The 23,437-nt window shown below is 70.5% G+C and carries 23 protein-coding genes; 12 read left to right on the plus strand and 11 right to left on the minus strand.

Annotated elements, in window-relative coordinates:
* Positions 1-186: 186 nt before the first annotated feature.
* The 7 genes from FK530_RS07055 to FK530_RS07085 are packed head-to-tail and all read right to left on the minus strand — an operon-like array spanning position 187 to position 6,367.
* A complete protein-coding gene (locus FK530_RS07055) occupies positions 187-567 on the minus strand; it encodes a metal-sulfur cluster assembly factor (RefSeq protein ID WP_146486333.1) in 381 nt (126 codons plus the stop codon).
* Positions 564-1,022 carry a Fe-S cluster assembly sulfur transfer protein SufU gene (gene sufU, locus FK530_RS07060; RefSeq protein WP_146486334.1) on the minus strand — a complete coding sequence of 153 codons (459 nt, stop codon included), beginning with the start codon at positions 1,020-1,022 and terminating at the stop codon, positions 564-566. The genes FK530_RS07055 and sufU overlap by 4 nt, the downstream gene beginning before the upstream one ends.
* The gene (locus FK530_RS07065; RefSeq protein WP_146486335.1) at positions 1,022-2,293 is read right to left on the minus strand and encodes a cysteine desulfurase; all 1,272 of its coding nucleotides are present in this window, start codon (positions 2,291-2,293) and stop codon (positions 1,022-1,024) included. Before FK530_RS07065 ends, sufU begins: the two co-directional genes overlap by 1 nt.
* Positions 2,290-3,060 carry a Fe-S cluster assembly ATPase SufC gene (gene sufC, locus FK530_RS07070; protein ID WP_146486336.1) on the minus strand — a complete coding sequence of 257 codons (771 nt, stop codon included), beginning with the start codon at positions 3,058-3,060 and terminating at the stop codon, positions 2,290-2,292. The genes FK530_RS07065 and sufC overlap by 4 nt, the downstream gene beginning before the upstream one ends.
* 18 nt (positions 3,061-3,078) lie before the next feature.
* Positions 3,079-4,254 (minus strand): Fe-S cluster assembly protein SufD, encoded by a 1,176-nt coding sequence (gene sufD, locus FK530_RS07075; protein ID WP_146486337.1) that lies wholly within the window; start codon positions 4,252-4,254, stop codon positions 3,079-3,081.
* Positions 4,254-5,684: a Fe-S cluster assembly protein SufB gene (gene sufB, locus FK530_RS07080; RefSeq protein ID WP_146486338.1), complete on the minus strand. Its 1,431-nt coding sequence runs from the start codon at positions 5,682-5,684 to the stop codon at positions 4,254-4,256. The genes sufD and sufB overlap by 1 nt, the downstream gene beginning before the upstream one ends.
* Positions 5,681-6,367, minus strand: a complete 687-nt coding sequence (locus FK530_RS07085) for a helix-turn-helix transcriptional regulator (RefSeq protein ID WP_146486339.1) — start codon at positions 6,365-6,367, stop codon at positions 5,681-5,683. The genes sufB and FK530_RS07085 overlap by 4 nt, the downstream gene beginning before the upstream one ends.
* Positions 6,368-6,470: 103 nt before the next feature.
* On the opposite strand from FK530_RS07085, the gene mptB reads away from it, so the two are divergent.
* The 5 genes from mptB to FK530_RS07110 are packed head-to-tail and all read left to right on the plus strand — an operon-like array spanning position 6,471 to position 11,303.
* Entirely contained in the window at positions 6,471-8,267 is a 1,797-nt protein-coding gene (gene mptB, locus FK530_RS07090) for a polyprenol phosphomannose-dependent alpha 1,6 mannosyltransferase MptB (RefSeq protein ID WP_146486340.1), read from the plus strand.
* A gap of 6 nt (positions 8,268-8,273) precedes the next feature.
* The gene (locus FK530_RS07095) at positions 8,274-9,206 is read left to right on the plus strand and encodes an ABC transporter ATP-binding protein (RefSeq protein ID WP_146486341.1); all 933 of its coding nucleotides are present in this window, start codon (positions 8,274-8,276) and stop codon (positions 9,204-9,206) included.
* A gap of 1 nt (position 9,207) precedes the next feature.
* Positions 9,208-9,993 carry an ABC transporter permease gene (locus FK530_RS07100; RefSeq protein ID WP_231706532.1) on the plus strand — a complete coding sequence of 262 codons (786 nt, stop codon included), beginning with the start codon at positions 9,208-9,210 and terminating at the stop codon, positions 9,991-9,993.
* Between the two features lie 39 nt (positions 9,994-10,032).
* Positions 10,033-11,013, plus strand: a complete 981-nt coding sequence (locus tag FK530_RS07105; protein ID WP_146486342.1) for a COX15/CtaA family protein — start codon at positions 10,033-10,035, stop codon at positions 11,011-11,013.
* Positions 11,010-11,303, plus strand: coding sequence for a hypothetical protein (locus tag FK530_RS07110; RefSeq protein ID WP_146486343.1), 294 nt, complete (start codon positions 11,010-11,012; stop codon positions 11,301-11,303). Before FK530_RS07105 ends, FK530_RS07110 begins: the two co-directional genes overlap by 4 nt.
* Positions 11,304-11,312: 9 nt before the next feature.
* On the opposite strand, the gene FK530_RS07115 is transcribed toward FK530_RS07110, so the two are convergent.
* Positions 11,313-11,882, minus strand: coding sequence for a dihydrofolate reductase family protein (locus tag FK530_RS07115; RefSeq protein ID WP_146486344.1), 570 nt, complete (start codon positions 11,880-11,882; stop codon positions 11,313-11,315).
* An 86-nt stretch (positions 11,883-11,968) separates the two neighbouring features.
* On the opposite strand from FK530_RS07115, the gene FK530_RS07120 reads away from it, so the two are divergent.
* Positions 11,969-12,934 carry a quinone oxidoreductase family protein gene (locus FK530_RS07120; protein ID WP_146486345.1) on the plus strand — a complete coding sequence of 322 codons (966 nt, stop codon included), beginning with the start codon at positions 11,969-11,971 and terminating at the stop codon, positions 12,932-12,934.
* Here the strand turns inward: FK530_RS07120 and FK530_RS07125 are convergent.
* Positions 12,923-14,254 (minus strand): NADH:flavin oxidoreductase/NADH oxidase family protein, encoded by a 1,332-nt coding sequence (locus FK530_RS07125; RefSeq protein WP_146486346.1) that lies wholly within the window; start codon positions 14,252-14,254, stop codon positions 12,923-12,925. The genes FK530_RS07120 and FK530_RS07125 overlap by 12 nt on opposite strands.
* Positions 14,255-14,361: 107 nt before the next feature.
* Here FK530_RS07125 and FK530_RS07130 point away from each other — a divergent pair, with 107 nt between their 5' ends.
* Entirely contained in the window at positions 14,362-14,928 is a 567-nt protein-coding gene (locus FK530_RS07130) for a TetR/AcrR family transcriptional regulator (protein ID WP_146486347.1), read from the plus strand.
* 11 nt (positions 14,929-14,939) lie between these two features.
* On the opposite strand, the gene FK530_RS07135 is transcribed toward FK530_RS07130, so the two are convergent.
* Together FK530_RS07135 and FK530_RS07140 are read right to left on the minus strand one after the other, a co-directional pair.
* Positions 14,940-15,560, minus strand: coding sequence for a maleylpyruvate isomerase family mycothiol-dependent enzyme (locus FK530_RS07135; RefSeq protein ID WP_146486348.1), 621 nt, complete (start codon positions 15,558-15,560; stop codon positions 14,940-14,942).
* 10 nt (positions 15,561-15,570) lie between these two features.
* The gene (locus FK530_RS07140) at positions 15,571-16,551 is read right to left on the minus strand and encodes a heme o synthase (RefSeq protein WP_146486349.1); all 981 of its coding nucleotides are present in this window, start codon (positions 16,549-16,551) and stop codon (positions 15,571-15,573) included.
* Between the two features lie 306 nt (positions 16,552-16,857).
* Here FK530_RS07140 and tkt point away from each other — a divergent pair, with 306 nt between their 5' ends.
* The 5 genes from tkt (at position 16,858) to pgl (ending at position 23,332) form a co-directional block, all read left to right on the plus strand.
* Entirely contained in the window at positions 16,858-18,957 is a 2,100-nt protein-coding gene (gene tkt / locus FK530_RS07145) for a transketolase (protein ID WP_146486350.1), read from the plus strand.
* A gap of 7 nt (positions 18,958-18,964) precedes the next feature.
* Positions 18,965-20,071, plus strand: a complete 1,107-nt coding sequence (gene tal / locus FK530_RS07150; RefSeq protein ID WP_146486351.1) for a transaldolase — start codon at positions 18,965-18,967, stop codon at positions 20,069-20,071.
* Positions 20,072-20,139: 68 nt separating this feature from the next.
* Entirely contained in the window at positions 20,140-21,657 is a 1,518-nt protein-coding gene (gene zwf / locus FK530_RS07155) for a glucose-6-phosphate dehydrogenase (RefSeq protein WP_146486352.1), read from the plus strand.
* On the plus strand, positions 21,654-22,568 hold the full coding sequence (locus FK530_RS07160) for a glucose-6-phosphate dehydrogenase assembly protein OpcA (protein WP_146486353.1): 915 nt from the start codon (positions 21,654-21,656) through the stop codon (positions 22,566-22,568). The genes zwf and FK530_RS07160 overlap by 4 nt, the downstream gene beginning before the upstream one ends.
* Positions 22,568-23,332, plus strand: a complete 765-nt coding sequence (gene pgl / locus FK530_RS07165) for a 6-phosphogluconolactonase (RefSeq protein WP_146486354.1) — start codon at positions 22,568-22,570, stop codon at positions 23,330-23,332. Before FK530_RS07160 ends, pgl begins: the two co-directional genes overlap by 1 nt.
* Positions 23,333-23,437 lie beyond the last annotated feature (105 nt).

Genomic DNA, 23,437 nt, shown 5'->3' on the forward strand with positions numbered 1-23,437 from the left:
TCCCGGGCAACCCGGACCACATCATCACGGAACTCTTTCGGATAAGGCTTAGGCACAGTAGTCATCCTTCCAGGCCGCCCTCCCGGGGCAAGCCAGATCAGATGTCACCTAACCGTGCACCAGTCCCCACCTGAAAAATAGCCACTGGACTGCACTTATTGCGGCTACTACGGATCCTCTGAGGAGCTAGACGGTGAAGCCCAGGGCGCGCAGCTGCTCGCGACCGTCGTCGGTGATCTTGTCCGGGCCCCACGGCGGCAGCCAGACCCAATTGATCTTGGCGTCGGTCGCCAGGCCCGACGAGACCAGCGCGGCGCGGGTCTGATCCTCGATGACGTCCTGCAGCGGGCAGGCCGCCGAGGTGAGGGTCATGTCGATGAGGACCGAGGCGTCGTCCTCGACCTTGAGGTCGTAGACCAACCCGAGATCGACCACGTTGATGCCCAGCTCGGGGTCGACGACGTCGCGCATGGCCTCTTCGACGTCGAAGAGGGTGGGCAGGTTCAGCGGGTTGTCCGCCGCGCCGGCCGCGGCGCTCCGGTCGGTCTCAGCAGCGTTCTCGCTCATGCCGTCTTCTCCTCCGAGTCGATGATCTGGGACAGGGCGTCCTTGAACGCCATCCAGCCGAGCAGCGCGCACTTCACGCGCGCGGGGTATTTGGAGACGCCGACGAACGCGATGCCGTCGCCGATGAGGTCCTCGTCGCCCTCGACCTGCCCCCGCGACTGCAGCATCTCGGTGTAGGCCTGCAGCATCTTCAGTGCCTCGCCGACGGGCTCGCCGATCACCTGGTCGGTGAGGACCGAGGTCGAGGCCTGCGAGATGGAGCAGCCCTGACCGTCGTACGAGACGTCGACGACGGTCTCGCGATCGTCGGAAAGGCGGACGCGCAGTGTGACCTCGTCGCCGCACGTGGGATTGACATGGTGCACCTCGGCCCCGAAGGGCTCACGCAGGCCGCGGTTGTGCGGGTGCTTGTAGTGATCCAGGATCACGTCCTGGTACATCTGCTCCATGCGCATCAGATCACCCCGAAGAACTTCTGGGCCTTGACGATCGCGTCCGCGAGGACGTCCACCTCGGCGGGCGTGTTGTAGACGCCGAACGACGCGCGCGCCGTCGCCGCGACGCCGAACCGGCGGTGCAGCGGCCACGCGCAGTGGTGGCCGACGCGGATGGCGACGCCCTCATCGTCGAGCACCTGTCCGAGGTCGTGGGCATGGATCCCGTCGACAACGAAGGACACGGCACTCCCCCGATCCCGGTTCTCGGTCGGGCCCACGATGCGCAGGCCGTCGATGGCGTCGAGCCGGTCCAGCGCCGCACCGACGAGCGCGTGCTCGTGCGCCGCGACGTCGGCCATGCCGAGGCCGCCCAGGTACTTCACGGCGGCGCCGAGTCCGACGACCTGGGAGGTCATCGGGACGCCCGCTTCGAAGCGCTGCGGCGGCGCGGCGTAGGTCGAGCCCTCCATGGTGACCGTCTCGATCATCGAGCCGCCGGTGATGAACGGCGGGAGCTGCGCGAGCAGCTCGCGCTTGCCGTAGAGCACACCGACGCCGGACGGGCCGTACATCTTGTGGCCCGAGAAGGCGGCGAAGTCCACATCGAGGTCCGCGAGGTCGACCGGGCTGTGCGGCACGGACTGGCACGCGTCGAGCACGACCAGGGCGCCGACCGCACGGGCGCGCGCGACCAGCTCCGGCACCGGCGCGATCGCACCGGTCACGTTGGAGGCGTGCGTGAAGGCGACGATCTTCACCGAGTCGTCGAGCTCGAGCGAGTCGAGGTCGATGCGGCCCTCGTCGGTGACGCCGTACCACTTGAGCGTTGCGCCGGTGCGCCGGCAGAGCTCCTGCCAGGGCACGAGGTTCGCGTGATGCTCGAGCTCGGTGACGACGACGGTGTCGCCCTCGCGCAGACGGTGCCCTCCGAGGACTCCGGCCGAGCGGTCGTCGCCGAGGGTGTATGCCACGAGGTTCAGCGACTCGGTCGCGTTCTTGGTGAACACCAGCTCGTCGGGCGAGACCCGCACGAACTCGGCGATCGCCGCGCGCGCGTCCTCGTAGGCGTCGGTCGCCTCCTCCGCCAACTGGTGCGCGCCGCGGTGCACGGCGGCGTTGTGCGTGGTGAGGAACTCCCACTCGGCGTCGAGCACCGGGCGCGGGCGCTGCGAGGTCGCGCCGGAGTCCAGGTAGACCAGCGGCTTCTCGTCACGGACCGTGCGGGACAGGATCGGGAAGTCGGCGCGGATCGCGTCGATGTCCAGGGCGGACTTCACCGAGGCGGTCATGCTCCGACGGCCTCGGTGAACTTCACGTAGCCGTTCTCCTCCAGCTCGTCCGCCAGCTCGGAGCCGCCCGACTCCACGATGCGGCCGTTCACGAAGACGTGGACGAACTCGGGGTGGATGTAGCGCAGGATGCGGGTGTAGTGCGTGATGAGCAGGACTCCGCCGTTCTCGCGCTCGGCGTAGCGGTTCACGCCCTCGGAGACGACGCGCAGGGCGTCGACATCGAGGCCGGAGTCGGTCTCGTCGAGGATGGCGAACTTCGGCTTGAGCAGACCCAGCTGGAGGATCTCGTGGCGCTTCTTCTCGCCGCCCGAGAAGCCCTCGTTGACCGAGCGCTCGCCGAACTGCGCGTCGATGGACAGCTCGCCCATCGCCTCCTTGACCTCCTTGACCCAGTGCCGCAGCTTGGGCGCCTCGCCGCGGACCGCGGTGGCGGCCGAGCGGAGGAAGTTCGACATCGAGACGCCGGGCACCTCGACGGGGTACTGCATGGCCAGGAACAGGCCGGCGCGAGCGCGCTCATCGACGGTCATCGCGAGAACGTCCTCGCCGTCGAGGGTGATCGAGCCCTGGGTCACCTCGTACTTGGGGTGGCCGGCGATGGCGTAGCTCAGCGTGGACTTGCCGGAACCGTTGGGGCCCATGATCGCGTGGGTCTCGCCCGACTTGATCGTCAGGTCGACGCCCTTGAGGATCTGGATCGGCTCGGCGTTCTCGTCCGCCTGCACGACGTTGACGTGCAGGTCACGGATTTCCAGAGTGGACAAAATGATTCCCTATCAGTCTTAGACGCCGGCGGTGGCGAGTTCGTTCTCGATGGCTGCGGAGAGCCGCTCACGCAGCTCGGGGACGGAGATCCGGTCGATCAGCTCCTGGAAGAAGCCACGCACGACCAAGCGGCGGGCCTCGTCCTCGGGGATGCCGCGCGAGCGCAGGTAGAACAGCTGCTCGTCGTCGAACCGCCCGGTGGCGCTGGCGTGACCCGCGCCCTCGATCTCGCCGGTCTCGATCTCCAGGTTCGGCACCGAGTCGGCGCGGGCACCGTCGGTCAGGACCAGGTTGCGGTTGAGCTCGAAGGTGTCGGTGCCCTCGGCCTCGGCGCGGATCAGCACGTCGCCGACCCACACGGTGTGCGCGTCGGGGAGCTTCGAGGACGGATCGCCCTGCAGGGCGCCCTTGTAGATCACGTTGGACTTGCAGTTGGGCACGGAGTGGTCGACCAACAGGCGCTGCTCGAGGTGCTGTCCGGCGTCGGCGAAGTACAGGCCGAAGAGCTCGGCGTTGCCTCCGGGCGCGTCGAACTGCACGCGCGGGGTCATGCGGACCAGCTCGCCGCCCAGCTGCACCGCGAAGTGCCGGACGTGCGCGTCGCGCCCGACCCGCACGTGGTGCTGGGTGACCCAGACGGCGTCGTCGGCGAAGTCCTGCGCGTCAATGATCTGCAGCGACGCACCATCGCCCAGGATGACTTCGACGTTCTCGGCGACCGTGCCCGAGCCGGTGTGGTCGAGCACGACGACGGCGCGGGCGTGCCGCTCGAGCCGCACCTGGATGTGCGTGAACGCGGTCTTCCCCTCGCCGGGGCCGGCGATGCGGACGAAGACGGGCTCCGCTACCTCGGCCTCCTTGGCGACGGTGAGCACGAACGCCTCCGTCATGGACGTGAAGGCCTGCGCCGCGACGCGGTCGAACGGCGTGCCGCCCTGACCGAGACGCTCGTCGCCCTTGGCGACGGTCTCGAAGGCCACGCCCTCGGGCGCCGCGTCGACGGTCGCGGTCACGGCACCGTCGGCCTGGGCCGACCCGTCGTGCAGGCCCCGCAGGCGGCGCAGCGGGGTGAACCGCCACGCCTCGTCGCGGTGACTAGGGACCTCGAAGGCCGCGGCGTCGAACGAGGTGAACAGCTCACCCTTGTTCGCGACGGGGTGGGCCTCGACGGCCTCGTTGAGAGTGTTCGTCATCAGCCCACGGACCCTTCCATCTGCAGCTCGATCAGGCGGTTCAGCTCGAGCGCGTACTCCATCGGCAGCTCCTTGGCGATGGGCTCGACGAAGCCGCGCACCACCATCGCCATGGCCTCGTCCTCGGTGAGGCCGCGGCTCATCAGGTAGAAGAGCTGGTCGTCGGAGACCTTCGAGACGGTGGCCTCGTGGCCCATCGTCACGTCGTCCTCGCGGATGTCGACGTACGGGTACGTGTCCGAGCGGGAGATCGTGTCGACCAGCAGCGCGTCGCACTTCACGGTGGAGCGGCTGCCGTGCGCGCCCTTGTTGATCTGGATCAGGCCGCGGTAGCTGGCCCGGCCGCCGCCGCGGGCCACCGACTTGCTGACGATGTTGCTCGACGTGTTCGGCGCGAAGTGCACCATCTTCGAGCCCGTGTCCTGGTGCTGGCCCTCGCCGGCGAACGCCACGGAGAGCACCTCACCCTTGGCGTGCTCGCCCATCATCCACACGGCCGGGTACTTCATGGTGACCTTGGAGCCGATATTGCCGTCGATCCACTCCATGGTGGCGCCGGCCTCGGCCTTAGCGCGCTTGGTGACCAGGTTGTAGACGTTGTTCGACCAGTTCTGGATGGTCGTGTAGCGGCAGCGGCCGCCCTTCTTGACGACGATCTCGACGACAGCGGAATGCAGCGAGTCCGACTTGTAGATCGGCGCGGTGCAGCCCTCGACGTAGTGCACGTAGGCGTCCTCGTCGACGATGATCAGCGTGCGCTCGAACTGGCCCATGTTCTCGGTGTTGATCCGGAAGTAGGCCTGCAGCGGGATGTCCACGTGGACGCCCTTGGGCACGTAGATGAACGAGCCGCCCGACCACACCGCGGTGTTCAGCGCGGAGAACTTATTGTCGCCCGCGGGGATCACCGAGCCGAAGTACTCCTCGAAGAGCTCCGGGTGCTCACGCAGACCGGTGTCGGTGTCCATGAAGATGACACCCTTCTCCTCCAGGTCCTCACGGATCGAGTGGTAGACGACCTCGGACTCGTACTGCGCGGCGACGCCGGCGACGAGGCGCTGCTTCTCCGCCTCGGGGATGCCGAGCTTGTCGTAGGTGTTCTTGATGTCCTCGGGCAGGTCCTCCCAGGACTCGGCCTGCTTCTCCGAGGAGCGCACGAAGTACTTGATGTTGTCGAAGTCGATGCCGTCGAGGTCACTGCCCCACGTGGGCATCGGCTTCTTCTCGAAGATGCTCAGGGCCTTGAGGCGCTGCTGCAGCATCCACTCCGACTCGTTCTTCTTCGCGGAGATGTCGGCGACCACGGCCTCGGAGAGGCCGCGCTGCGCCGAGGCGCCGGCGGCGTCGGAATCGTGCCAGCCGTAGCCGTAGGTTCCCAGGGACGCAATGGTCTCCTCCTGGGACAGCGGGCCGTTCTCGACCGTTGTCATCGAAGCTCCTTAGCGGGTTGCTCGCGGACCACGCGCTCGAGGGGCACGTGGGTGGTGCATGCGCGGTCACCATTGGCGATGGTGGCCAAACGCTGTACATGAGTTCCCAACGCCTGCTCGATCGCCGAAATTTCGGCCTCGCACAGTTCGGGGAACTCGGCTGCGACCTCCGACACCGGGCAGTGGTGCTGGCAGATCTGGACGCCGTTGCCCACTTCTCGGGCATCGGCGGAGAATCCGGCGTCCGAAAGCGACGCCGCGATCCTACGGGCACCGTCCGCCGGGTCCGCGGACTCGGTGGGGCTGATGGTGCCGATGGCCTGCTCGGCCCGGCGGCGCGCGAAGGTGCGCACCGCCTCCTCGCCGCCGACCTCGCGCAGAGCGCGGAGGGCGTCGACCGCCAGGGCGTCGTAGCCCTGGCCGAGGCGCCGCCGCCCGGAGGGCGTGAGCAGGAACTCCTTCGCGGGACGTCCCCGCCCCCGGCCGCCCAGGCCCGACGGTGGCGCCACCGTCACGTCGCCCGCCTCGAGCAGATTGTCGAGGTGACGGCGCACGGCGGTGGTCGTGATCCCCAGGGCCTCGCCGATATCGGCCGCGGTGGCCTGGCCCCGGTTCATGAGCAGCCCGACCACGGCGTCGCGGGTGTCCCCGTCACGCTGCGCCTCGTGCTGCTCGTTTTTCACAACACGATTGTTTCTTAATTCGCCCGGCACTTCCAGCAAGGTCAGGCTAAGCTCAGCGCCGTCCTGCGTCGGAACGCACCGGCCACCGTCTACTCTTGCGGACGTGCGCGCTACCCCCTCCGTCCCCGCTCCCGTGCGCACGTTCGCGGATTACCTGGGCCTGACCAGGCCCGGCGGGGCCCCGTCGAGTATCGCGGCCGAGGGCCCGGGCGGCACCGTGAACCGCCTGCACACCGACGAGCAGCAGTACCCGGACCTGAATCCGCAGGAGAAGCGGACCGTCCGGAGGATCGCGACCTTCGGCGGCGTCGGCGCCGTGCTCATCGCCTTCGGTGCGCTGGGCGTGGGCTCGTTCCCTGTGGTGCAGAACCCCATCGCCGGACGCCGGCTGATCGGCCTGATGTTCCGGATGCAGTCCACGGCGCTCACGGTGACCATGGTCGGCACCGCGATGCTGATGATCGCGTGGGTGCTGCTGCGCCGGTACACCATCGGCTACCTCAACCCGAACGCGCACGCCGAGCCCGCGCCGCCGCGCCGGCTCACCCGCCGCGGCTTCGACCGGATCCTCGCACTGTGGGTGCTGCCCTTCCTGTTCGCGCCGCCGATGTTCAGCAAGGACGTCTACTCGTACCTGGCGCAGTCGGAGATCACCGCCCGCGGCCTGGACCCGTACAGGATCGGGCCCGCCGCGGCGCTCGGCATCGACCACGTCTTCACCCGGTCGGTGCCCAACATCTGGCGCGACACCCCTGCCCCGTACGGGCCGCTGTTCCTCTACCTGGGCCGCGGCATCACCTGGCTGACCGGCGAGAACGTCGTCGCCGGGGTGGTCCTGCACCGGGTCCTCGCCCTCGTCGGCGTGGCGATGATCGTGTGGGCACTCCCCCGCCTCGCCCGCCGCTGCGGCGTCAACGAGGTGGCCGCGCTGTGGCTCGGCGCCGCGAACCCGCTGGTGATCTTCCATCTCATCGCGGGCATCCACAACGAGGCCCTGATGCTCGGCATGATGCTCGTCGGGATGGAGTGGGCGCTCCGCGCGATCGACTCCGGCCTCCCGTTCCTGCACGGCCTCGCCCCGACTCGGGCCGGCGGACTCCTCACCGCGGGCGCCGCGATGATCGCACTGTCGGGACTGATCAAGATCACGTCCGTGCTGGCCCTGGGCTTCATCGGCATGGCCCTCGCGCGGCGGCTGGGCGGCGGCTTCCCCAACATCGGCGGGCGCCTGAAGGACTGGCGGACCGCGCTCTCCGAATGGAGACCGAACGCCGGCCGTACCATGCTCGCGCTCGCGACGTCCGCCGGATTCCTCGTGGTCGTCCTCGTGGTCGTCGTGGTCGCCGTCTGCCAGACGACGGGGCTCGGCTACGGCTGGCTCGACGCCGGCACCCTGGGCACGGCCAACAAGGTCCGCTCGTGGCTGTCCATCCCGACGGTGCTGGGCCTGGGCACGGGCCAGGTGGGCGTGCTGCTCGGACTCGGCGACCACACGACCGCGATCCTCGCGATCACCCGTCCGATCGCCGCCGCACTCGCCGCCGTGATCGTGCTGCGCATGCTCATCGCGACCCTCTCCGGCCGGATCCACCCCGTGGGCTCGCTCGGCATCTCGATGGCGGCCCTGGTTCTGCTCTTCCCGGTCGTCCAGCCCTGGTACCTGCTCTGGGCCATCGTCCCGCTCGCGGCGTGGGCCACCGCCCCCGGATTCCGCCTGGCAGCCGTGATCGTCTCGAGCGTGATCTCCGTGATGCTCATGCCCAACGGCGGCGAGATCGAGCCCTACGTGATCGCCAAGGCGGGGATGTCGACGGTGGTCATCGTCGCGCTGGCCGTCTACCTGGCCTTCGAACTCCCCCGCCACCGCGAACGGCGCCGTCGCAGCGGCCGAGTAGTCTGACTTCCCGTGCCCGCACTGTCCGCGACCTCCGTCACCAAGCGATTCGGCGACGTCGTCGCCGTCGACGGGCTCGATCTCACCGTGGAGCGCGGCAGCGTTCTCGCCCTGCTCGGCCCCAACGGCGCCGGCAAAACGACCACCGTCGAGCTGTGCGAGGGCTTCGACTCCCCCGACTCCGGGACCATCGAGGTGCTGGGACTCGACCCGGTCGCCGACGCGGCGCGGCTCAAGCCGCGTATCGGCGTCATGCTCCAGGGCGGCGGCGCCTACCCGGGCGCGAAGACCGGCGAGATGCTGCGGCTCGTGGCGGCCTACGCCGCGAACCCCCTCGACCCCGACTGGCTGCTCTCCACGCTCGGCCTCACCGACGTCGTGAACGTCGGCTACCGCCGCCTCTCGGGCGGCCAGCAGCAGCGCCTCTCGCTGGCGTGCGCGCTGGTCGGACGCCCGGAACTCGTCTTCCTCGACGAGCCGACCGCGGGCCTCGACGCCCAGGCGCGCCTGCTGGTCTGGGACCTCATCGCCGCGCTGCGCCGCGACGGCGTCACGGTCCTGCTGACCACGCACCTGCTCGACGAGGCCGAGGCGCTCGCCGACCGGGTGGTCATCGTCGACCGCGGCCGCGCGGTGGCGGCGGGCACGCCGGAGGAGCTCACGCGCCACGGCGCCGAGCACGAGCTGCGGCTGACGGCACCGTCGGGACTGGACACCGCGGCGCTCGCCGCGCGACTGGGGACCGGCTTCACGGCGACCGTGGACGCGACGGACGCGCACGGCACGGTCTACGTGATCCGCGGCGGCGCGGTGACGCCGACGGTCATCGCCGACGCGACCACGCACCTCGCCGCGCAGGGCGTACTGCTGACGGACCTGCGAGTGGGCACGCGGACCCTGCAGGACGTCTTCCTGGACCTGACCGGCCGCGACCTGAGGGGATGACGTGACCCGATCCGAGCCCCGATTCGCCCCCGGCACCTTCCTGCCGAACCCCGAGGCGGCCCGCCCCTCGGCGATGCTGGCGGCGCAGACCCGGATGGAGCTCACGCTCCTGCTGCGCAACGGCGAGCAGTTGCTGCTCACCATGTTCATCCCGATCGCCCTGCTCATCGGCTTCGCCGTGCTGCCGATCGGCGGCGACGCGACGCGCATCGAGGCGCTCGTCCCCGCGGTCATGGCGGTGGCGGTGATGTCGACGGCGTTCACCGGCCAGGCGATCGCCGTCGGCTTCGACCGGCGGTACGGCGCGCTCAAGCGGCTCGGCGCGACACCGCTGCCCCGCTGGGGCGTCATCGGCGGCAAGACGCTGGCCGTGGTGATCGTGGTGATCCTGCAGGCCGTGATCCTCGGCGGCATCGGGCTCGCGCTGGGCTGGCGACCGGAACCCGTCGGGCTGCTGCTGTGGGTGCCGATCCTCGCGCTCGGCGTCTTCGCCTTCGCCTCGCTCGGGCTGCTGCTCGGCGGGACGCTCAAGGCCGAGATCGTGCTCGCGCTCGCGAACCTGCTGTGGTTCGTGATGGGCGCGATCGCCTCCCTCGTCGTGGTCCGCGAGCACGTGCCGGACGCGGTGCTGGTGCTCGCGCGACTGTCCCCGTCGGGCTCGCTGACCGAGGCGCTGACCCTCGCGTCGACCACGGGCGGCGTCGACTGGCTCGGCCTGACGGTGCTCGCCGCGTGGGGCGTCATCGGGTCCGCCGCGGCCGTGCGGCTGTTCCGCTTCACCGGTTAGCCACTACAGGTCGTAGTAGCTCCGAGCGGCCCACGTACGATGATCGGCGTGTACCAGCTCTTCCTGCGCCTCGTCGACCGCCTGCCGCTCCCCAGCGTGAAGGCGCAGCAGCGATTCGCGCTGGCCGCGCTGCTCTCCCAGGCGCTGATCGCCGTCACCGGTTCGGTGGTGCGCGTGACCGGATCCGGGCTCGGGTGTCCCACCTGGCCCAAGTGCTTCGACGATTCGCTGCTGCCGATCCCGCAGGACGAGGTCCCGTGGTGGCATCAGGCCATCGAGTTCGGCAACCGGCAGATCGCGGTGTGGATCGTGGTCACCACGTCGATCGCCATCGTGCTGGCCGTGACGCGGGCCCGTCGTCGCCGCGAGATCCTGGTCTACGCCTGGATCCTGCCCTTCTCGACCTTCGCCCAGGGCATCCTCGGCGGCGTCACCGTGCTCACCGGCCTGCGCTGGTGGGTCGTCGGCGCGCACATGCTGGTCTCCTGCGCCATGGTGTGGATCGCCGCCACGCTGTACGCGAAGGTCGGTGAGCCCGACGACGGCGTCGAGATCGAAGCGGCGCCCGCCGGCGCGCGGCGGCTCGTCGCCGCCTCCGCGGTGGTCATGTCCCTCGTGCTCGCCGCCGGCGTCGTCGTGACCGCCGCGGGGCCGCACGCGGGCGACCGCACCAACCCGAAGGCCATCGACCGCCTCGACGTGTCGATCCCCTTCCTCTCGCTCACTCACGGCCTGCTGGTGGCGGTGTACGTCGCGATCCTCGTCGGGGCGGCCGTGCTCATCATGCGGGGGCCGTCGAGCGAGGCCGTGCGCCGCCGCCTCAAGATCCTGTTCGTCGTGGTCGCGGCGCAGTCGCTCATCGGCGTGGTCCAGTACTTCACCGGAGTCCCGGCGTTGCTGGTGGTGCTGCACGTCGCGGGCGCGATGTCGGTGATCGCCGAGACCGCGATCCTCTACCGGCTGATGTCGGCGCGGGTGCTGCGCGGCTCGGACGTCACGCCGGATAAGCTGGCGGCATGACTGATCAGGCACCCGGCAACGTCGTCTCCCGCCTGAAGGGCTTCGCCGCCAAGCACGACGGTGCGACCGCCGTGCTGCAGAACATGGGCGAGGAGGGCGTGCGCATCACCCTCGTCGGCGGCGACGGAGTGATGGGCGATCAGATCGTCGCGAACCCGGCGCAGGCGAAGGACGCGGCCGAGAAGGCCGGACTGGACACCTCCGAGTGGGACCGCGACCTGGTCAGCAAGGCCACCACGGAGCCCGGCCACCACGAGCGGATGGCGGGCTACCGGGCGTCGTCGCGCTAGCGGGCCGGCTCAGGCGCGCTCGTACTGCGCCAGGATCACGCCGATGTCGAACGCGCGGTGCGAGACCAGCTTCCACTGCTGCGGCGCGAAGCCGCCCGCGAACAGCGGCACACCGTCGCCCGCGGTCACCGGGTAGATCTTCAGCGCCAGCTTGTCGACCTCGGGCGCGAGCGTCGCGGCGAGCGCTCCCCCGCCGCACAGCCAGATGTCGCCGCCCTCCTCCTGCTTGAGGGCCCGCACGTGCTCGACGGGATCCTGGGCGACCACCTCGACCTCCGGGAAGTCCGCGGGGTCCAGCGACCGCGAGTAGACGACCGTGCGCAGGTGCGAGTAGGGATCCTTCACCCCCATGTCCGCGCCGATCCGGTAGGTGGCGGTGCCCATGACGACGGTGTCCCACTTGGTGAGCAGCGGTGTGATGCCGAGAGCCTCGTGCAGGCCGGTGGGCAGGCCGTCGCCCCACTCCTCGTTCATCTGCCGCGAGTACTCCTCGTCGACGGGGTAGAAGTCGTACTGGCCCTCGGGGCCGGCGATCCGACCGTCCAGCGAGACGGCGACGTAGTACACGAGAGAACGCACGGAGGGACTCCTCGGTCGTGGGGACTGACGGCCGGATTCTGCAGCCGACGTCGACCCTGCCACACCGCGTGGGGTAGAGATGAGTCATGCGCGCGATCACGGTGATAGAACACGGCGGCCCCGACGTCCTCGTCTACGGCGAGGCGCCGGATCCGGTGCCGGGCCCCGGCCAGGTGCTGGTCCGCACCGGCGCCATCGGCGTGAACTTCATCGACACGTACCTCCGCGAGGGCATGTATCCCACTGCGCTGCCGTACATCCCGGGCAGCGAGGGCTCCGGCACCGTCGTCGCTCTCGGCGAGGGCGTGCCCAACCGAACGGTGGGCGACGTGGTCGCCTGGTGCGACGGCCCGGGCTCGTACGCCGAGCTCGTCGCGGTCCCGGCGGACCGCACCGTCGTCGTGCCCGACGGTGTCGCGCCCGAGGTCGCGGCGTCCGTCCTGCTGCAGGGCATGACCGCCCACTACCTGACCCACGACTCGCACCCTGTGCGCCCGGGCGACACCGTGCTCGTCCACGCCGGCGCCGGCGGCACGGGCCTGCTGATCACGCAGATGGCGACGGCGTTGGGGGCGCGCGTCGTCACGACGGTCTCGACGGACGAAAAGGAGCGGCTCTCCCGGGAGGCGGGCGCCTGGCAGGTCCTGCGCTACGACGAGGACGTCGCCGCCCGCGTGCGGGAGCTGACCGACGGGGGCGGCGTGGCCGCCGTGTACGACGGCGTCGGTAAGGACACCTTCGAGGCCTCGCTGCTCGCGACCCGGCACAAGGGCATCGTCGTGCTCTTCGGCGCAGCGTCGGGCCCGGTGCCGCCCTTCGACCTGCAGCGACTCAACCCGCTCGGCTCGCTGTTCGTTCAGCGTCCCACGCTGGCGCACCACGTCGCGACGCCCGAGGACTTCGCGCGGCGCAGCACCGCGGTGCTCGACGGCCTGCGGGACGGCTCGCTGCGATTCACCGTCGGCGCGACCTACCCGCTGGCCGAGGCCGGGCGCGCCCACACGGACCTGCAGGCTCGCCGCACCGCGGGTTCGGTGGCGCTACTCCCCTGACGCGACGCCGGCCGCCGTGAGTGCGGCCCCGTCGGCCGGGCGGTCCGCGAGCCAGCGGCGGTAGCGGCCCAGGGCGCGGCGCACGACGACCAGGTCGCGCACCAGTGCGAGCGCGGGAAGCACGCCGGGGCGCGGCTCCTTCCCCACGGCCATGCGCCGCAACTGGTAGCGCACCTGCGCCATGGAGGTCATCGACGCGAGGGGCTTGTTCTTCCAGGTCACGGGCCGCAATGCCGCGACGGTGCCGTTCCCCGCCCGCCAGCGGGCCGGCAGGTCGGGGGTGACGGAGAGCGCGGTGCCGATGCCCACGACGGCGACGTTCTCCGCGAGCACCGCCTCGGCGGTCTCGCGCCGGGTGATGCCGCCCGTCAGCATGAGCGGGATCTCGCTGGAAACGGCGAGGTCGGCGGCGAGCTCGAGGAAGTAGGCCTCGCGGGCCACGCTGCGGGCGTCGCCCGGGCGGCCATCGGCCGCGGGCCGCGTGGCGCCCGTGTCGGCCTGACCCGTGGCGCGGCCGGTCATCGCCGGGCTCTCGTAGCTGCCGCCGGAGACCTCCACGAGGTCGACACCGAGCGGGGCCAGCATCGCGATCACGGCCTGGGCGTCGGTGGCGTCGAAGCCACCGCGCTGGAAGTCGGCGGAGTTGAGCTTGACCGCCACTGCGAAATCGGGCGCGACCTCGGCGCGGATCGCGCGGACGATCTCGAGGAGCAGGCGCGCGCGGTTCTCGAGGCTGCCGCCCCACTCGTCGGTGCGGGTGTTGACCAGCGGCGAGAGGAACTGGGAGAGCAGGTAGCCGTGGGCGGCGTGCACCTCGACACCGTCGAATCCGGCTTCCTCGGCGCGGCGGGCGGTGGTCGCGAAGCGGGCGATGGTGGCGCGGATCTGCGGGACGGTCATGGCGACGGGGGTCGCGAACCGGTTCGACAGGGCACTGCCCAGGTCGACGGGCTTGGCGGACGGCGCCCACACGACACCGGGCATGTCCTTCTGGATCTGCCGGCCCGGGTGGCTGATCTGCATCCAGATGCTCGCGCCGTTCTCCTTGGCGGCGTCGGCCCACGCCCGGAAGGGCTGCAGCGGCGAGCGCGCGTCGAAGACGATCGCGCCGGGGCCGGTGAGTGCCTCGGCGTGCACCATCACGTTGCCGGTGATGAGCAGGCCCGTTCCGCCCGCGCCCCAACGCCGGTACAGCTCGACGGTGCGAACGTCCGGTGCCTGCTCGGCGCCGGCGATCCCCTCCTCCATCGCCGCCTTGGCGACGCGGTTGGGCAGTACCGCCCCGGAGCGGAGCGTGAGCGGCGAGAACAGGTCGGGCATGGCGTGGCCTTCCGAAGACGCGATGTGAGCAGCGCTCACATGATGTGAACGGCGCTCACACTAGCAGATATGTAAGCGGTGTCAACACGATGTTGTAGAGTGAACCCATGACCACGACCTACCACCACGGCGACCTGCCCGGCGCCCTGGTCAGCGCGGCCGTCGAGATCCTCGACGAGGAGGGCGGCGCGAACGATCTGTCGCTGCGCGCCGTGGCCCGGCGGGCGGGCGTCTCCACCGCCGCGCCCTACCGGCATTTCCCGGACCGGGGCGCGCTGATCTCCGCCGTCGCCGCCGTCGGGTACCGCGAACTCGCCACCGCACTGACGAAGGCGAGCCCGGCACCGTCGGGCCCCGAGGACCTCGCCGACATCGCGATCGCCTACGTCGACTTCGCACTGCAGCGGACCGGAATGTTCCGGGCCATGTTCGCCGAGCCCTGCGGCACCGAACCGGATCGCGTCGAGGCGGTCGAGGCGATCAAGGCGTATCTCACCGCACTGGTCCGCAGCACCCTGCCCGCGTCCGAATCCGAGGACACCGCCACGGCCGTGTGGGCGCTGGTCCACGGGCTGGCCTTCCTGCACCTCGACGGGAAGTTCGACGCCACCTCGCCCGACGAGGTCCATCGGCGCGTCCGCGCGACCGTGAACGCCGCGCTGCACATCGCCTGACGGCCGGACGGTCAGCGCGCGGCGAACTCCGCGAGGCCGTCGCCGGACAGTTCCGGCAGATACGCATCCCGCCCGGTCAGCGCCATGACCAGCGCCAGCGTGGTCCCCGCCACCTCGGGCCCGGAGCCCGCGGTGAAGTCACCGTCGGTCGCGCGCAGCCGCACCCCGCGAGCGCGCGATGCGGAGGGCACCATGAGGTCGGACCCGGAGTAGAGCTGCGCGAGCCGCGTCAGCGCTTCCATCGGGTACTCCCGCTGCAGGCCCGACGGTCGGCGGATGTCCTCGGCGTGGACGACGGCTTCGCCGAGCATCGCCACGACGGGGATCGGCGCCTTCGTCCTACTGGTCTCGATCGCGCGGAAGCGCCGCAAGGTGTCGGCGGAGTCGCCCCCGAGGCGCTTGGCCAGCCGCTGGGCGACATTGGCATCGAAGTCGAACCGGTTGCGGAGCACGCCCGCGAACCAGACGACGGGGTTGTCGGAGGCGCCCGCGGTCAGGTGTGCGAGCACCTCGCGCACCGTGAGTCCCGCACAGAGCGACGGCGTACGCCACTGCTCCTCGGTGAGATCGGCCAGATCGTCGGCGAGTGCGGCGCGTTCCGCGAAGATCAGACTCCAGAGGCGCGCGTCCATGCCGATCAGACTAATGCCCGAGCAACTGCCAGACCGTGCTGTAGTTGAGGATCGAGTCGACGGAGAGCGCGCAGAACAGCAGCGCGAGGTAGTTGTTCGACTGCAGGAAGACCTTGAGCGGCTTGATCTCCTGACCGGCCTTGGTCTGCGCGTACAGCTTGTGCACCGCGTACAGGAACCAGCCACCGCACAGTGCGGCCGCGATGGCGTACACCAGGCCCGCGGCGGGGATCAACACGAGCGTGGTGATCACGGTGGCCCACGTGTACCAGACCATCTGCCGCGCGACGACGGTCTCCGGCGCCACGACGGGCAGCATCGGCACACCGGCGGCCTTGTAGTCCTCGCGGTAGCGCATGGCGAGCGCCCAGGTGTGCGGTGGCGTCCAGAAGAAGATCACCAGGAACAACACGATCGCCGGCCACTCGATGGTGCCGGTGGCGGCCGCCCAGCCCACCAGGGTGGGCATGCAACCGGCCGCGCCGCCCCACACGACGTTCTGCGAGGTACGCCGCTTGAGCAGCATCGTGTACACGAACAGGTAGAACGCGATCGTGACCAGCACCAGCACCGCGGCCAGCAGGTTCGCCATCACCGAGAGCCACGCGAAGGACGCCGCTGCGAGCACGAGCCCGAAGATCAGGGCGTGCCGGACCGGCACGGCGTGCCGGGCGAGCGGGCGCCGCTCGGTGCGCTTCATCTTCTGGTCGATGTCGGCGTCCGCGACCATGTTCAGCGTGTTCGCCGACGCGGCGCCCAGCCAGCCGCCGAACAGCGTCGACAGGATGAGCGGCAGGTTCACGTGGCCGCGGTCCGCGAGCAGCATCACGGGGATGGTCGCGACGAGCAGCAGCTCGATCACCTTGGGCTTGGTGAGGGCGATGTACGCGAGCACGGTCTGCAGGACGCGGCCGGCGAAGGTGCCGGGCACCGGCGCGGCCGCCGAGCGAGCGTCTGGGGTGTTCGTCCCGTGCCCGCCCTTGAAAACCATCTGTGCCGCACTCTCTTCTTCACGGGTCCGGGCGCAGCCGGACTCATTTCCTCCGCGGCCGGGGCTGACCGACCGCGGGCGCCGGGACTCGCGCCCCGCCGCGGGCCCGCGACCGGCGCCGACCCCATCTACTACGAGCCATGGTAGTCCTCCGTCCCCGCGGCGCCGAATCGGGTTCGTCACTGCGAAGAGTGATGCCGACCGCCTCGGAGACCTACCCGGTAGTTTCCGCAGACCGTGCATCGGCGCCGAGTAGGGTTCACACTTGAGCACGCACGCCCCCACGACCAGGAGAGTCCGCCAGCCGTGACCAGCACCGCCGAGATCCACGCCCTCACCACGCCGCACCATCCCGCAGACTGGACCGATCTCGACACGCGCGCGGTGGACACCGCCCGAGTGCTGGCGGCCGACGCGGTGCAGAAGGTCGGCAACGGCCACCCCGGCACCGCCATGAGCCTCGCTCCCCTGGCCTACACGCTGTTCCAGAAGGTGATGGTCCACGACCCCTCGGACACGCACTGGATCGGCCGCGACCGGTTCGTGCTGTCCTGCGGCCACTCCAGCCTCACCCTCTACCTGCAGCTGTACCTGGGCGGCTTCGGTCTCGAGCTCAGTGACATCGAGGCCCTGCGCACCGAGGGCTCGCTGACCCCGGGCCACCCGGAGTACGGCCATACCCGGGGCGTCGAGATCACCACCGGACCGCTGGGCCAGGGCCTCGCCTCGGCCGTGGGCATGGCGATGGCCTCGCGCTACGAGCGCGGCCTGTTCGATCCCGAGGCCCCGCAGGGCACCAGCCCGTTCGATCACTTCGTCTACGTCATCGCCTCCGACGGCGACATCGAGGAGGGCGTCACCTCCGAGGCGTCCTCGCTGGCCGGCACGCAGCAGCTGGGCAACCTGATCCTGTTCTACGACGACAACAAGATCTCGATCGAGCACAACACCGACATCGCGCTGTCCGAGGACGTGGCGAAGCGCTACGAGGCCTACGGCTGGCACGTGCAGTACGTCGAGGGCGGCGAGAACGTCACCGCCATCGAAGAGGCAGTCGCGGCCGCCAAGGCGGTGACCGACAAGCCGTCGATCATCATCCTGCGCACCGTCATCGGCTTCCCCGCCCCGAACAAGATGAACACGGGCGGCGTGCACGGCTCCGCGCTGGGCGCCGACGAGGTGGCCGCCGTCAAGGAGATCCTCGGCTTCGACCCCGCGAAGAACTTCGACGTGGCCCCCGAGGTGATCGCCCACTCCCGCGAACTGATCAAGCGCGGACAGACCGAGCACGAGGCGTGGAACGTGCGCTTCGACGCGTGGGCCGCCGCCAACCCGGAGCGCAAGGCGCTGCTGGACCGCCTCGAGGCGGGCGCCCTGCCCGAGGGCTGGGACGCCGAGCTGCCCACCTGGAGCGTCGACGACAAGGCGATCGCGACTCGCGCCGCGTCGGGCGCCTTCCTCGCGGCCGCCGGGCAGACCCTGCCCGAGCTGTGGGGCGGCTCCGCCGATCTCGCCGGCTCGAACAACACCACGATCAAGGGCGCGGACTCCTTCGGCCCGACGTCGATCTCGACGGACGACTGGAACGCGCAGCCGTACGGCCGGACGCTGCACTTCGGCATCCGCGAGCACGCGATGGGCTCGATCCTCAACGGCATCGTGCTGCACGGGAAGACCCGCCCCTACGCGGGCACGTTCCTGCAGTTCGCGGACTACATGCGCCCCGCCGTCCGCCTCGCGGCCCTCATGGACATCGACCCGATCTACGTGTGGACGCACGATTCGATCGGCCTCGGCGAGGACGGCCCCACCCACCAGCCCGTGGAGCACCTCGCGGCACTGCGCGCGATCCCCGGCCTCAACGTCGTGCGACCGGCGGACGCCAACGAGACCGTCGCGGCCTGGAAGGCGACCCTCGAGCGCACGGGCGGCAACGGCCCCACCGGCCTGGTCCTCACCCGTCAGGGCGTGCCGATCCTCGCGGGCACCTCCGCGGAGGGCGTCGCGCGCGGCGGCTACGTACTCCAGGAGGCCGACGGCGGCTCACCCGACGTGATCCTCATCGGCACCGGCTCGGAGGTCCAGCTCGCGGTGCAGGCCGCCGAACTCCTCGCCGCCAAGGGCATCAAGGCGCGCGTCGTCTCCATGCCCTCGGTCGAGTGGTTCCACACGCAGGATCAGGCGTACCAGGACAGCGTGCTGCCGCCCTCGGTGAAGGCGCGCGTCGCCGTCGAGGCCGGCATCGCCCAGTCGTGGTGGCGCATCGTCGGCGGCTTCGGCGAGGTCGTCTCGCTCGAGCACTTCGGCGAGTCCGCCTCCGACAAGGTCCTGTTCGCCAAGTACGGATTCACCGGCGAGAACGTGGCCCAGAAGGCCGAACAGTCCCTCGCCAACCTGAAGGGATAACCACACCATGGCTCAGAACCCGAATCTCGCAGCACTGTACGAAGCCGGCGTCTCCGTCTGGCTCGACGACCTCTCGCGCAGCCTGATCGAGTCCGGCGACCTCAAGGCGCTCACCGAGACCGACTCCGTCACCGGCGTCACCACGAACCCGGCGATCTTCCAGTCCGCGCTGTCCAAGGGCACCGATTACGACGCGCAGGTCGCCGAGCTCAAGGCCCGCGGCGCCGACGTGGACGAGACGATCCGCACCGTCACCACCGACGACGTGCGCGCCGCGTGCGACGTGCTCGCCCCCGTCTTCGAGAAGACCGGCGGCCTGGACGGGCGCGTCTCGATCGAGGTCGATCCCCGACTCGCGCACGACACGGACGCCACCGTCGCCCAGGCGATCGAGCTGCACCGCATCGTCGACCGGCCGAACGTGCTCATCAAGATCCCCGCGACACTGGCCGGGCTCCCCGCGATCACCCGCGTCATCGCCGAGGGCATCTCGGTGAACGTGACGCTGATCTTCTCGGTCGAGCGGCACCGGCAGGTCATGGACGCCTACCTCGACGGCATCGAGGCGGCGGCCGCGGCGGGCAGGAACGTCGCCGACATCTACTCGGTGGCCTCGTTCTTCGTCTCCCGCGTGGACACCGAGATCGACAAGCGGCTCGAGGCGATCGGTACCGACGCGGCGCTCGCGCTGCGCGGCAAGGCGGGCCTCGCCAATGCGCGTCTGGCGTACGCGGCGTACGAGGAGATCTTCGGCGCCGCCCGGTTCGCCGCGATCGAGGGCGCCAACGTCCAACGGCCGCTGTGGGCGTCGACGGGCGTGAAGAACCCGGACTACCCGGACACGCTGTACGTGGCCGGACTGATCGCGCCGAACACCGTCAACACCATGCCGGGCGCCACGATGTCCGCCTTCGCCGACCACGGCGAGGTCACCGACGGCACCATCCTCGGCCGCGCCGAGGACTCGGCGCAGGTCTTCGGCGATCTGCAGGGCGCGGGCGTCGACCTCGCCGAGGTCTTCGAGCTCCTGGAGACCGAGGGCGTGGAGAAGTTCGAGCAGGCCTGGCAGAAGCTGCTCGACGCGACTGCCGAGCAACTCGAGGCCAAGGCCTAGCTCCCGGTGATCTGGACGATGCGCACCGCCGGAACCACGGACCGCCACGAGCTGGGCGGGGCCCGGTGATGCCCGGCAATCCCCTCCGGGATCCGAAGGACCGGCGCCTGCCGCGGATCGCGGGGCCCTCGTCCCTGGTGATCTTCGGTGTCACCGGTGACCTCTCGCGGCGCAAACTGATGCCCGCCGTGTACGACCTGGCCAACCGCGGCCTGCTCCCGCCGGGCTTCTCGCTGGTCGGCTTCGGCCGTCGCCCGTGGACCGACGAGGACTTCGCGGCCACGGTGCGGGAGGCCGCGAAGGCGCACTCGCGCACCGAGTTCCGCGAGGACGTCTGGGAGCGTCTCGCGGAGGGCATCCGGTTCGTCCAGGGCGCGTTCGACGACGACGACTCCTTCGATCGGCTCTCCGCCGCCTTGGAGGATCTCGATCGGGTGCGCGGCACCGGCGGCAACACGGCGTTCTACCTGTCGATCCCGCCGGACGCCTTCCCGACCGTGTGCGAGCAGCTCAAACGATCGGGGCTGGCCGACCAGTCGCAGGGCTGGCGGCGCGTGGTCATCGAGAAGCCCTTCGGGCACGACCTGGAGTCGGCGCAGAAGCTCAACGCCGTGGTCAACGACGTCTTCCCCGAGCAGTCGGTTTTCCGGATCGACCACTACCTCGGCAAGGAGACGGTGCAGAACATCCTCGCCCTGCGCTTCGCAAATCAGCTCTTCGAGCCGACGTGGAACAGCCACTACGTGGACAGCGTGCAGATCACCATGGCCGAGGACATCGGCCTCGGCGGCCGCGCCGGCTATTACGATGGCATCGGCGCCGCCCGCGACGTGATCCAGAACCACCTGCTCCAGCTCATGGCGCTCATCGCGATGGAGGAGCCGACGAGCTTCCATCCGGCGGAGCTGCAGGCCGAGAAGATCAAGGTGCTCTCGGCGACCTCCCCCGTCGAGCCGCTCGCCGAGACCTCCGCTCGCGGCCAGTACGGGCCGGGCTGGCAGGGCAGCGAGAAGGTCGTGGGCCTGCTGCAGGAGGAGGGCTTCAGCGAGACCTCCACGACGGAGACCTACGCCGCGATCACCGTCGAGATCGCCTCGCGCCGATGGGCCGGCGTGCCCTTCTACCTGCGCACGGGCAAGCGGCTGGGCCGGCGGGTCACGGAGATCGCTCTGATGTTCAAGCGCGCCCCGCACCTGCCCTTCGACGACACCATGACGGAGGAGCTCGGCCAGAACGCGCTCGTCATCCGCGTCCAGCCCGACGAGGGCGTGACCCTCCGGTTCGGTTCCAAGGTGCCGGGCAGCTCGATGGAGGTCCGCGACGTCAACATGGACTTCAGCTACGGCGAGGCCTTCACGGTGAGCTCGCCCGAGGCCTACGAGCGGCTGATCCTCGACGTCCTGCTCGGCGAGCCCTCGCTGTTCCCCGTGAACGCCGAGGTCGAGCTCTCCTGGAAGATCCTCGACCCGGTGCTCGCGCTGTGGGCCGAGGGCGGTAGGCCCGAGCAGTACGAGTCCGGGTCCTGGGGCCCGACGACGGCGGACGAGATGCTGGCCCGGACCGGAAGGACGTGGCGCCGACCATGATTCTCGATCTGCCGGACACCTCCACGCAGGAGGTCTCGAAGCGGCTCGTGCGCCTACGCGAGTCGGGCGGCGCCGTCACCCTGGGCCGGGTCCTCACGCTCATCATCTCCGCCGAAGAGGGCGAGCCCACCGAGAGCGCGATCGAGGCGACCAACGCCGCGTCGCGCGAGCACCCCTGCCGCGTCATCGTGGTGGCCCGCGGGCCGCGCGCCGAGCGGACCCGCCTCGACGCGCAGATCCGCGTGGGCGGCGACGCGGGCGCGTCCGAGGTCGTCGTGCTGCGCCTGTTCGGCGAGCTCGCGGACCACGGCGCCTCGGTGATCGTGCCTTTCCTGCTCCCGGACACCCCCGTCGTGGCCTGGTGGCCCGGCGCCGCGCCCGCGGTGCCGTCCGTCGACAAGGTGGGCGCGTTGGCGTCCCGCCGGATCACCGACGCGACCGCCTCCGACGACTCGGTGGCGGTGCTGGCGCTCCGCCGCGACGGCTTCGCGCCCGGCGATTCGGACCTCGCCTGGTCGCGGATCACCCCGTGGCGCGCACTTCTGGCGTCCGCGCTCGACCAGCCCCCGTTCGAGGCGATCACCTCGGCGGTGGTGACGGGGCCGTCGAACAGCCCCGGCATCGACCTGCTCGCGGGCTGGCTGCGGGCACAGCTCGACGTGCCGGTGCGGCGGCGCGCGGGCAGTTTCGAGGTGCAGCTCGACCGCGCGAGCGGGCCGCTGCGCCTGGAGTTCGACCAGAACTCGACGGCCGTCCTCGTGCGGCCGGGTCAGCCCGACGGCCGTGTCGCGATCCGACGACGGGACGTGGCCGACTGCCTGGCGGAGGAGCTGCGCCGCCTGGACGACGACGACATCTACTTCACGGCGTTGGGCGGCGTGTCCGACGTGGACCGATCGGAGATGCCCTGATGACCGCACCGGAGCCCACCGTCCGCCGCTTCGACGATGCCGCTGCCCTGGTCGCTGCGGCCGCGGACGACGTGGTCGCGGTCATCGAGCAGGCGCAGGCGGAGCGGGGCTTCGCCTCGGTCGTGCTGACCGGCGGGACCAACGGCAACGCCCTGTCGGCGGCCCTGCGCGAGAAGGTGATCGACTGGTCGAGGGTCGATGTCTTCTTCGGCGACGAGCGTTTCGTGGCGGGCGACGATCCCGACCGCAACGTGCTGCAGGCGGAGGACGCCCTGCTCGCGCACGTGCCGATCCCCGATGCGAACGTCTACCGATTCCCCGCCTCCGACGAGTTCAGCGGCGACGGCGCGTTGGCCGCCCGGGTCTACGCCAAGCGGCTCGCCGACAACGCCGCCTCCCGCGACAACGCGGTGACGGCGGGTACGGGCACGGTGCCGCGGTTCGACGTGCACCTGCTGGGCATGGGGGGCGAGGGCCACATCAATTCGCTGTTCCCGCACACCGATGCGGTCCGCGAAGAGGACGCCACCGTGGTCTCGGTGCGCGACTCCCCCAAGCCGCCGCCGCGGCGTCTGACGCTCACGCTGCCCGCGGTCGGCGCGGCACGCCGCGTCTGGTTCCTGGTCTCGGGTGCGGACAAGGCGGAGGCGGTCGCGGCCGGCGTCGGCGGCGCAGCACCGGAGGACTGGCCCTGCGCCGGCGCGCACGGTTCGGAGGAGACCGTCTGGTACCTCGACGGTGCCGCCGCCTCCCAGCTGTCCTAGCGGATCGAGGCTCACACCGCACTCGTTGAGGGGCGGGTGCGACGAAGACGTGCAGCCCCTCGTCCACGCCGCGATCCGTCCCCCTGGGCGGTGACGAAGGCGTGC

The sequence above is a fragment of the Tsukamurella conjunctivitidis genome (assembly GCF_007858475.1).
GTDB lineage: Bacteria > Actinomycetota > Actinomycetes > Mycobacteriales > Mycobacteriaceae > Tsukamurella > Tsukamurella conjunctivitidis.

Coding starts and splice junctions, on each gene's coding strand:
- FK530_RS07055 (WP_146486333.1), bottom strand. CDS start 567: ATGAGCGAGAACGCTGCTGAGACCGACCGGAGCGCCGCGGCCGGCGCG.
- sufU (WP_146486334.1), bottom strand. CDS start 1,022: ATGCGCATGGAGCAGATGTACCAGGACGTGATCCTGGATCACTACAAG.
- FK530_RS07065 (WP_146486335.1), bottom strand. CDS start 2,293: ATGACCGCCTCGGTGAAGTCCGCCCTGGACATCGACGCGATCCGCGCC.
- sufD (WP_146486337.1), bottom strand. CDS start 4,254: ATGACGAACACTCTCAACGAGGCCGTCGAGGCCCACCCCGTCGCGAAC.
- sufB (WP_146486338.1), bottom strand. CDS start 5,684: ATGACAACGGTCGAGAACGGCCCGCTGTCCCAGGAGGAGACCATTGCG.
- FK530_RS07105 (WP_146486342.1), top strand. CDS start 10,033: ATGATCGGCGTGTACCAGCTCTTCCTGCGCCTCGTCGACCGCCTGCCG.
- FK530_RS07110 (WP_146486343.1), top strand. CDS start 11,010: ATGACTGATCAGGCACCCGGCAACGTCGTCTCCCGCCTGAAGGGCTTC.
- FK530_RS07120 (WP_146486345.1), top strand. CDS start 11,969: ATGCGCGCGATCACGGTGATAGAACACGGCGGCCCCGACGTCCTCGTC.
- FK530_RS07125 (WP_146486346.1), bottom strand. CDS start 14,254: ATGCCCGACCTGTTCTCGCCGCTCACGCTCCGCTCCGGGGCGGTACTG.
- FK530_RS07130 (WP_146486347.1), top strand. CDS start 14,362: ATGACCACGACCTACCACCACGGCGACCTGCCCGGCGCCCTGGTCAGC.
- FK530_RS07135 (WP_146486348.1), bottom strand. CDS start 15,560: ATGGACGCGCGCCTCTGGAGTCTGATCTTCGCGGAACGCGCCGCACTC.
- FK530_RS07140 (WP_146486349.1), bottom strand. CDS start 16,551: ATGGTTTTCAAGGGCGGGCACGGGACGAACACCCCAGACGCTCGCTCG.
- tal (WP_146486351.1), top strand. CDS start 18,965: ATGGCTCAGAACCCGAATCTCGCAGCACTGTACGAAGCCGGCGTCTCC.
- zwf (WP_146486352.1), top strand. CDS start 20,140: ATGCCCGGCAATCCCCTCCGGGATCCGAAGGACCGGCGCCTGCCGCGG.
- FK530_RS07160 (WP_146486353.1), top strand. CDS start 21,654: ATGATTCTCGATCTGCCGGACACCTCCACGCAGGAGGTCTCGAAGCGG.
- pgl (WP_146486354.1), top strand. CDS start 22,568: ATGACCGCACCGGAGCCCACCGTCCGCCGCTTCGACGATGCCGCTGCC.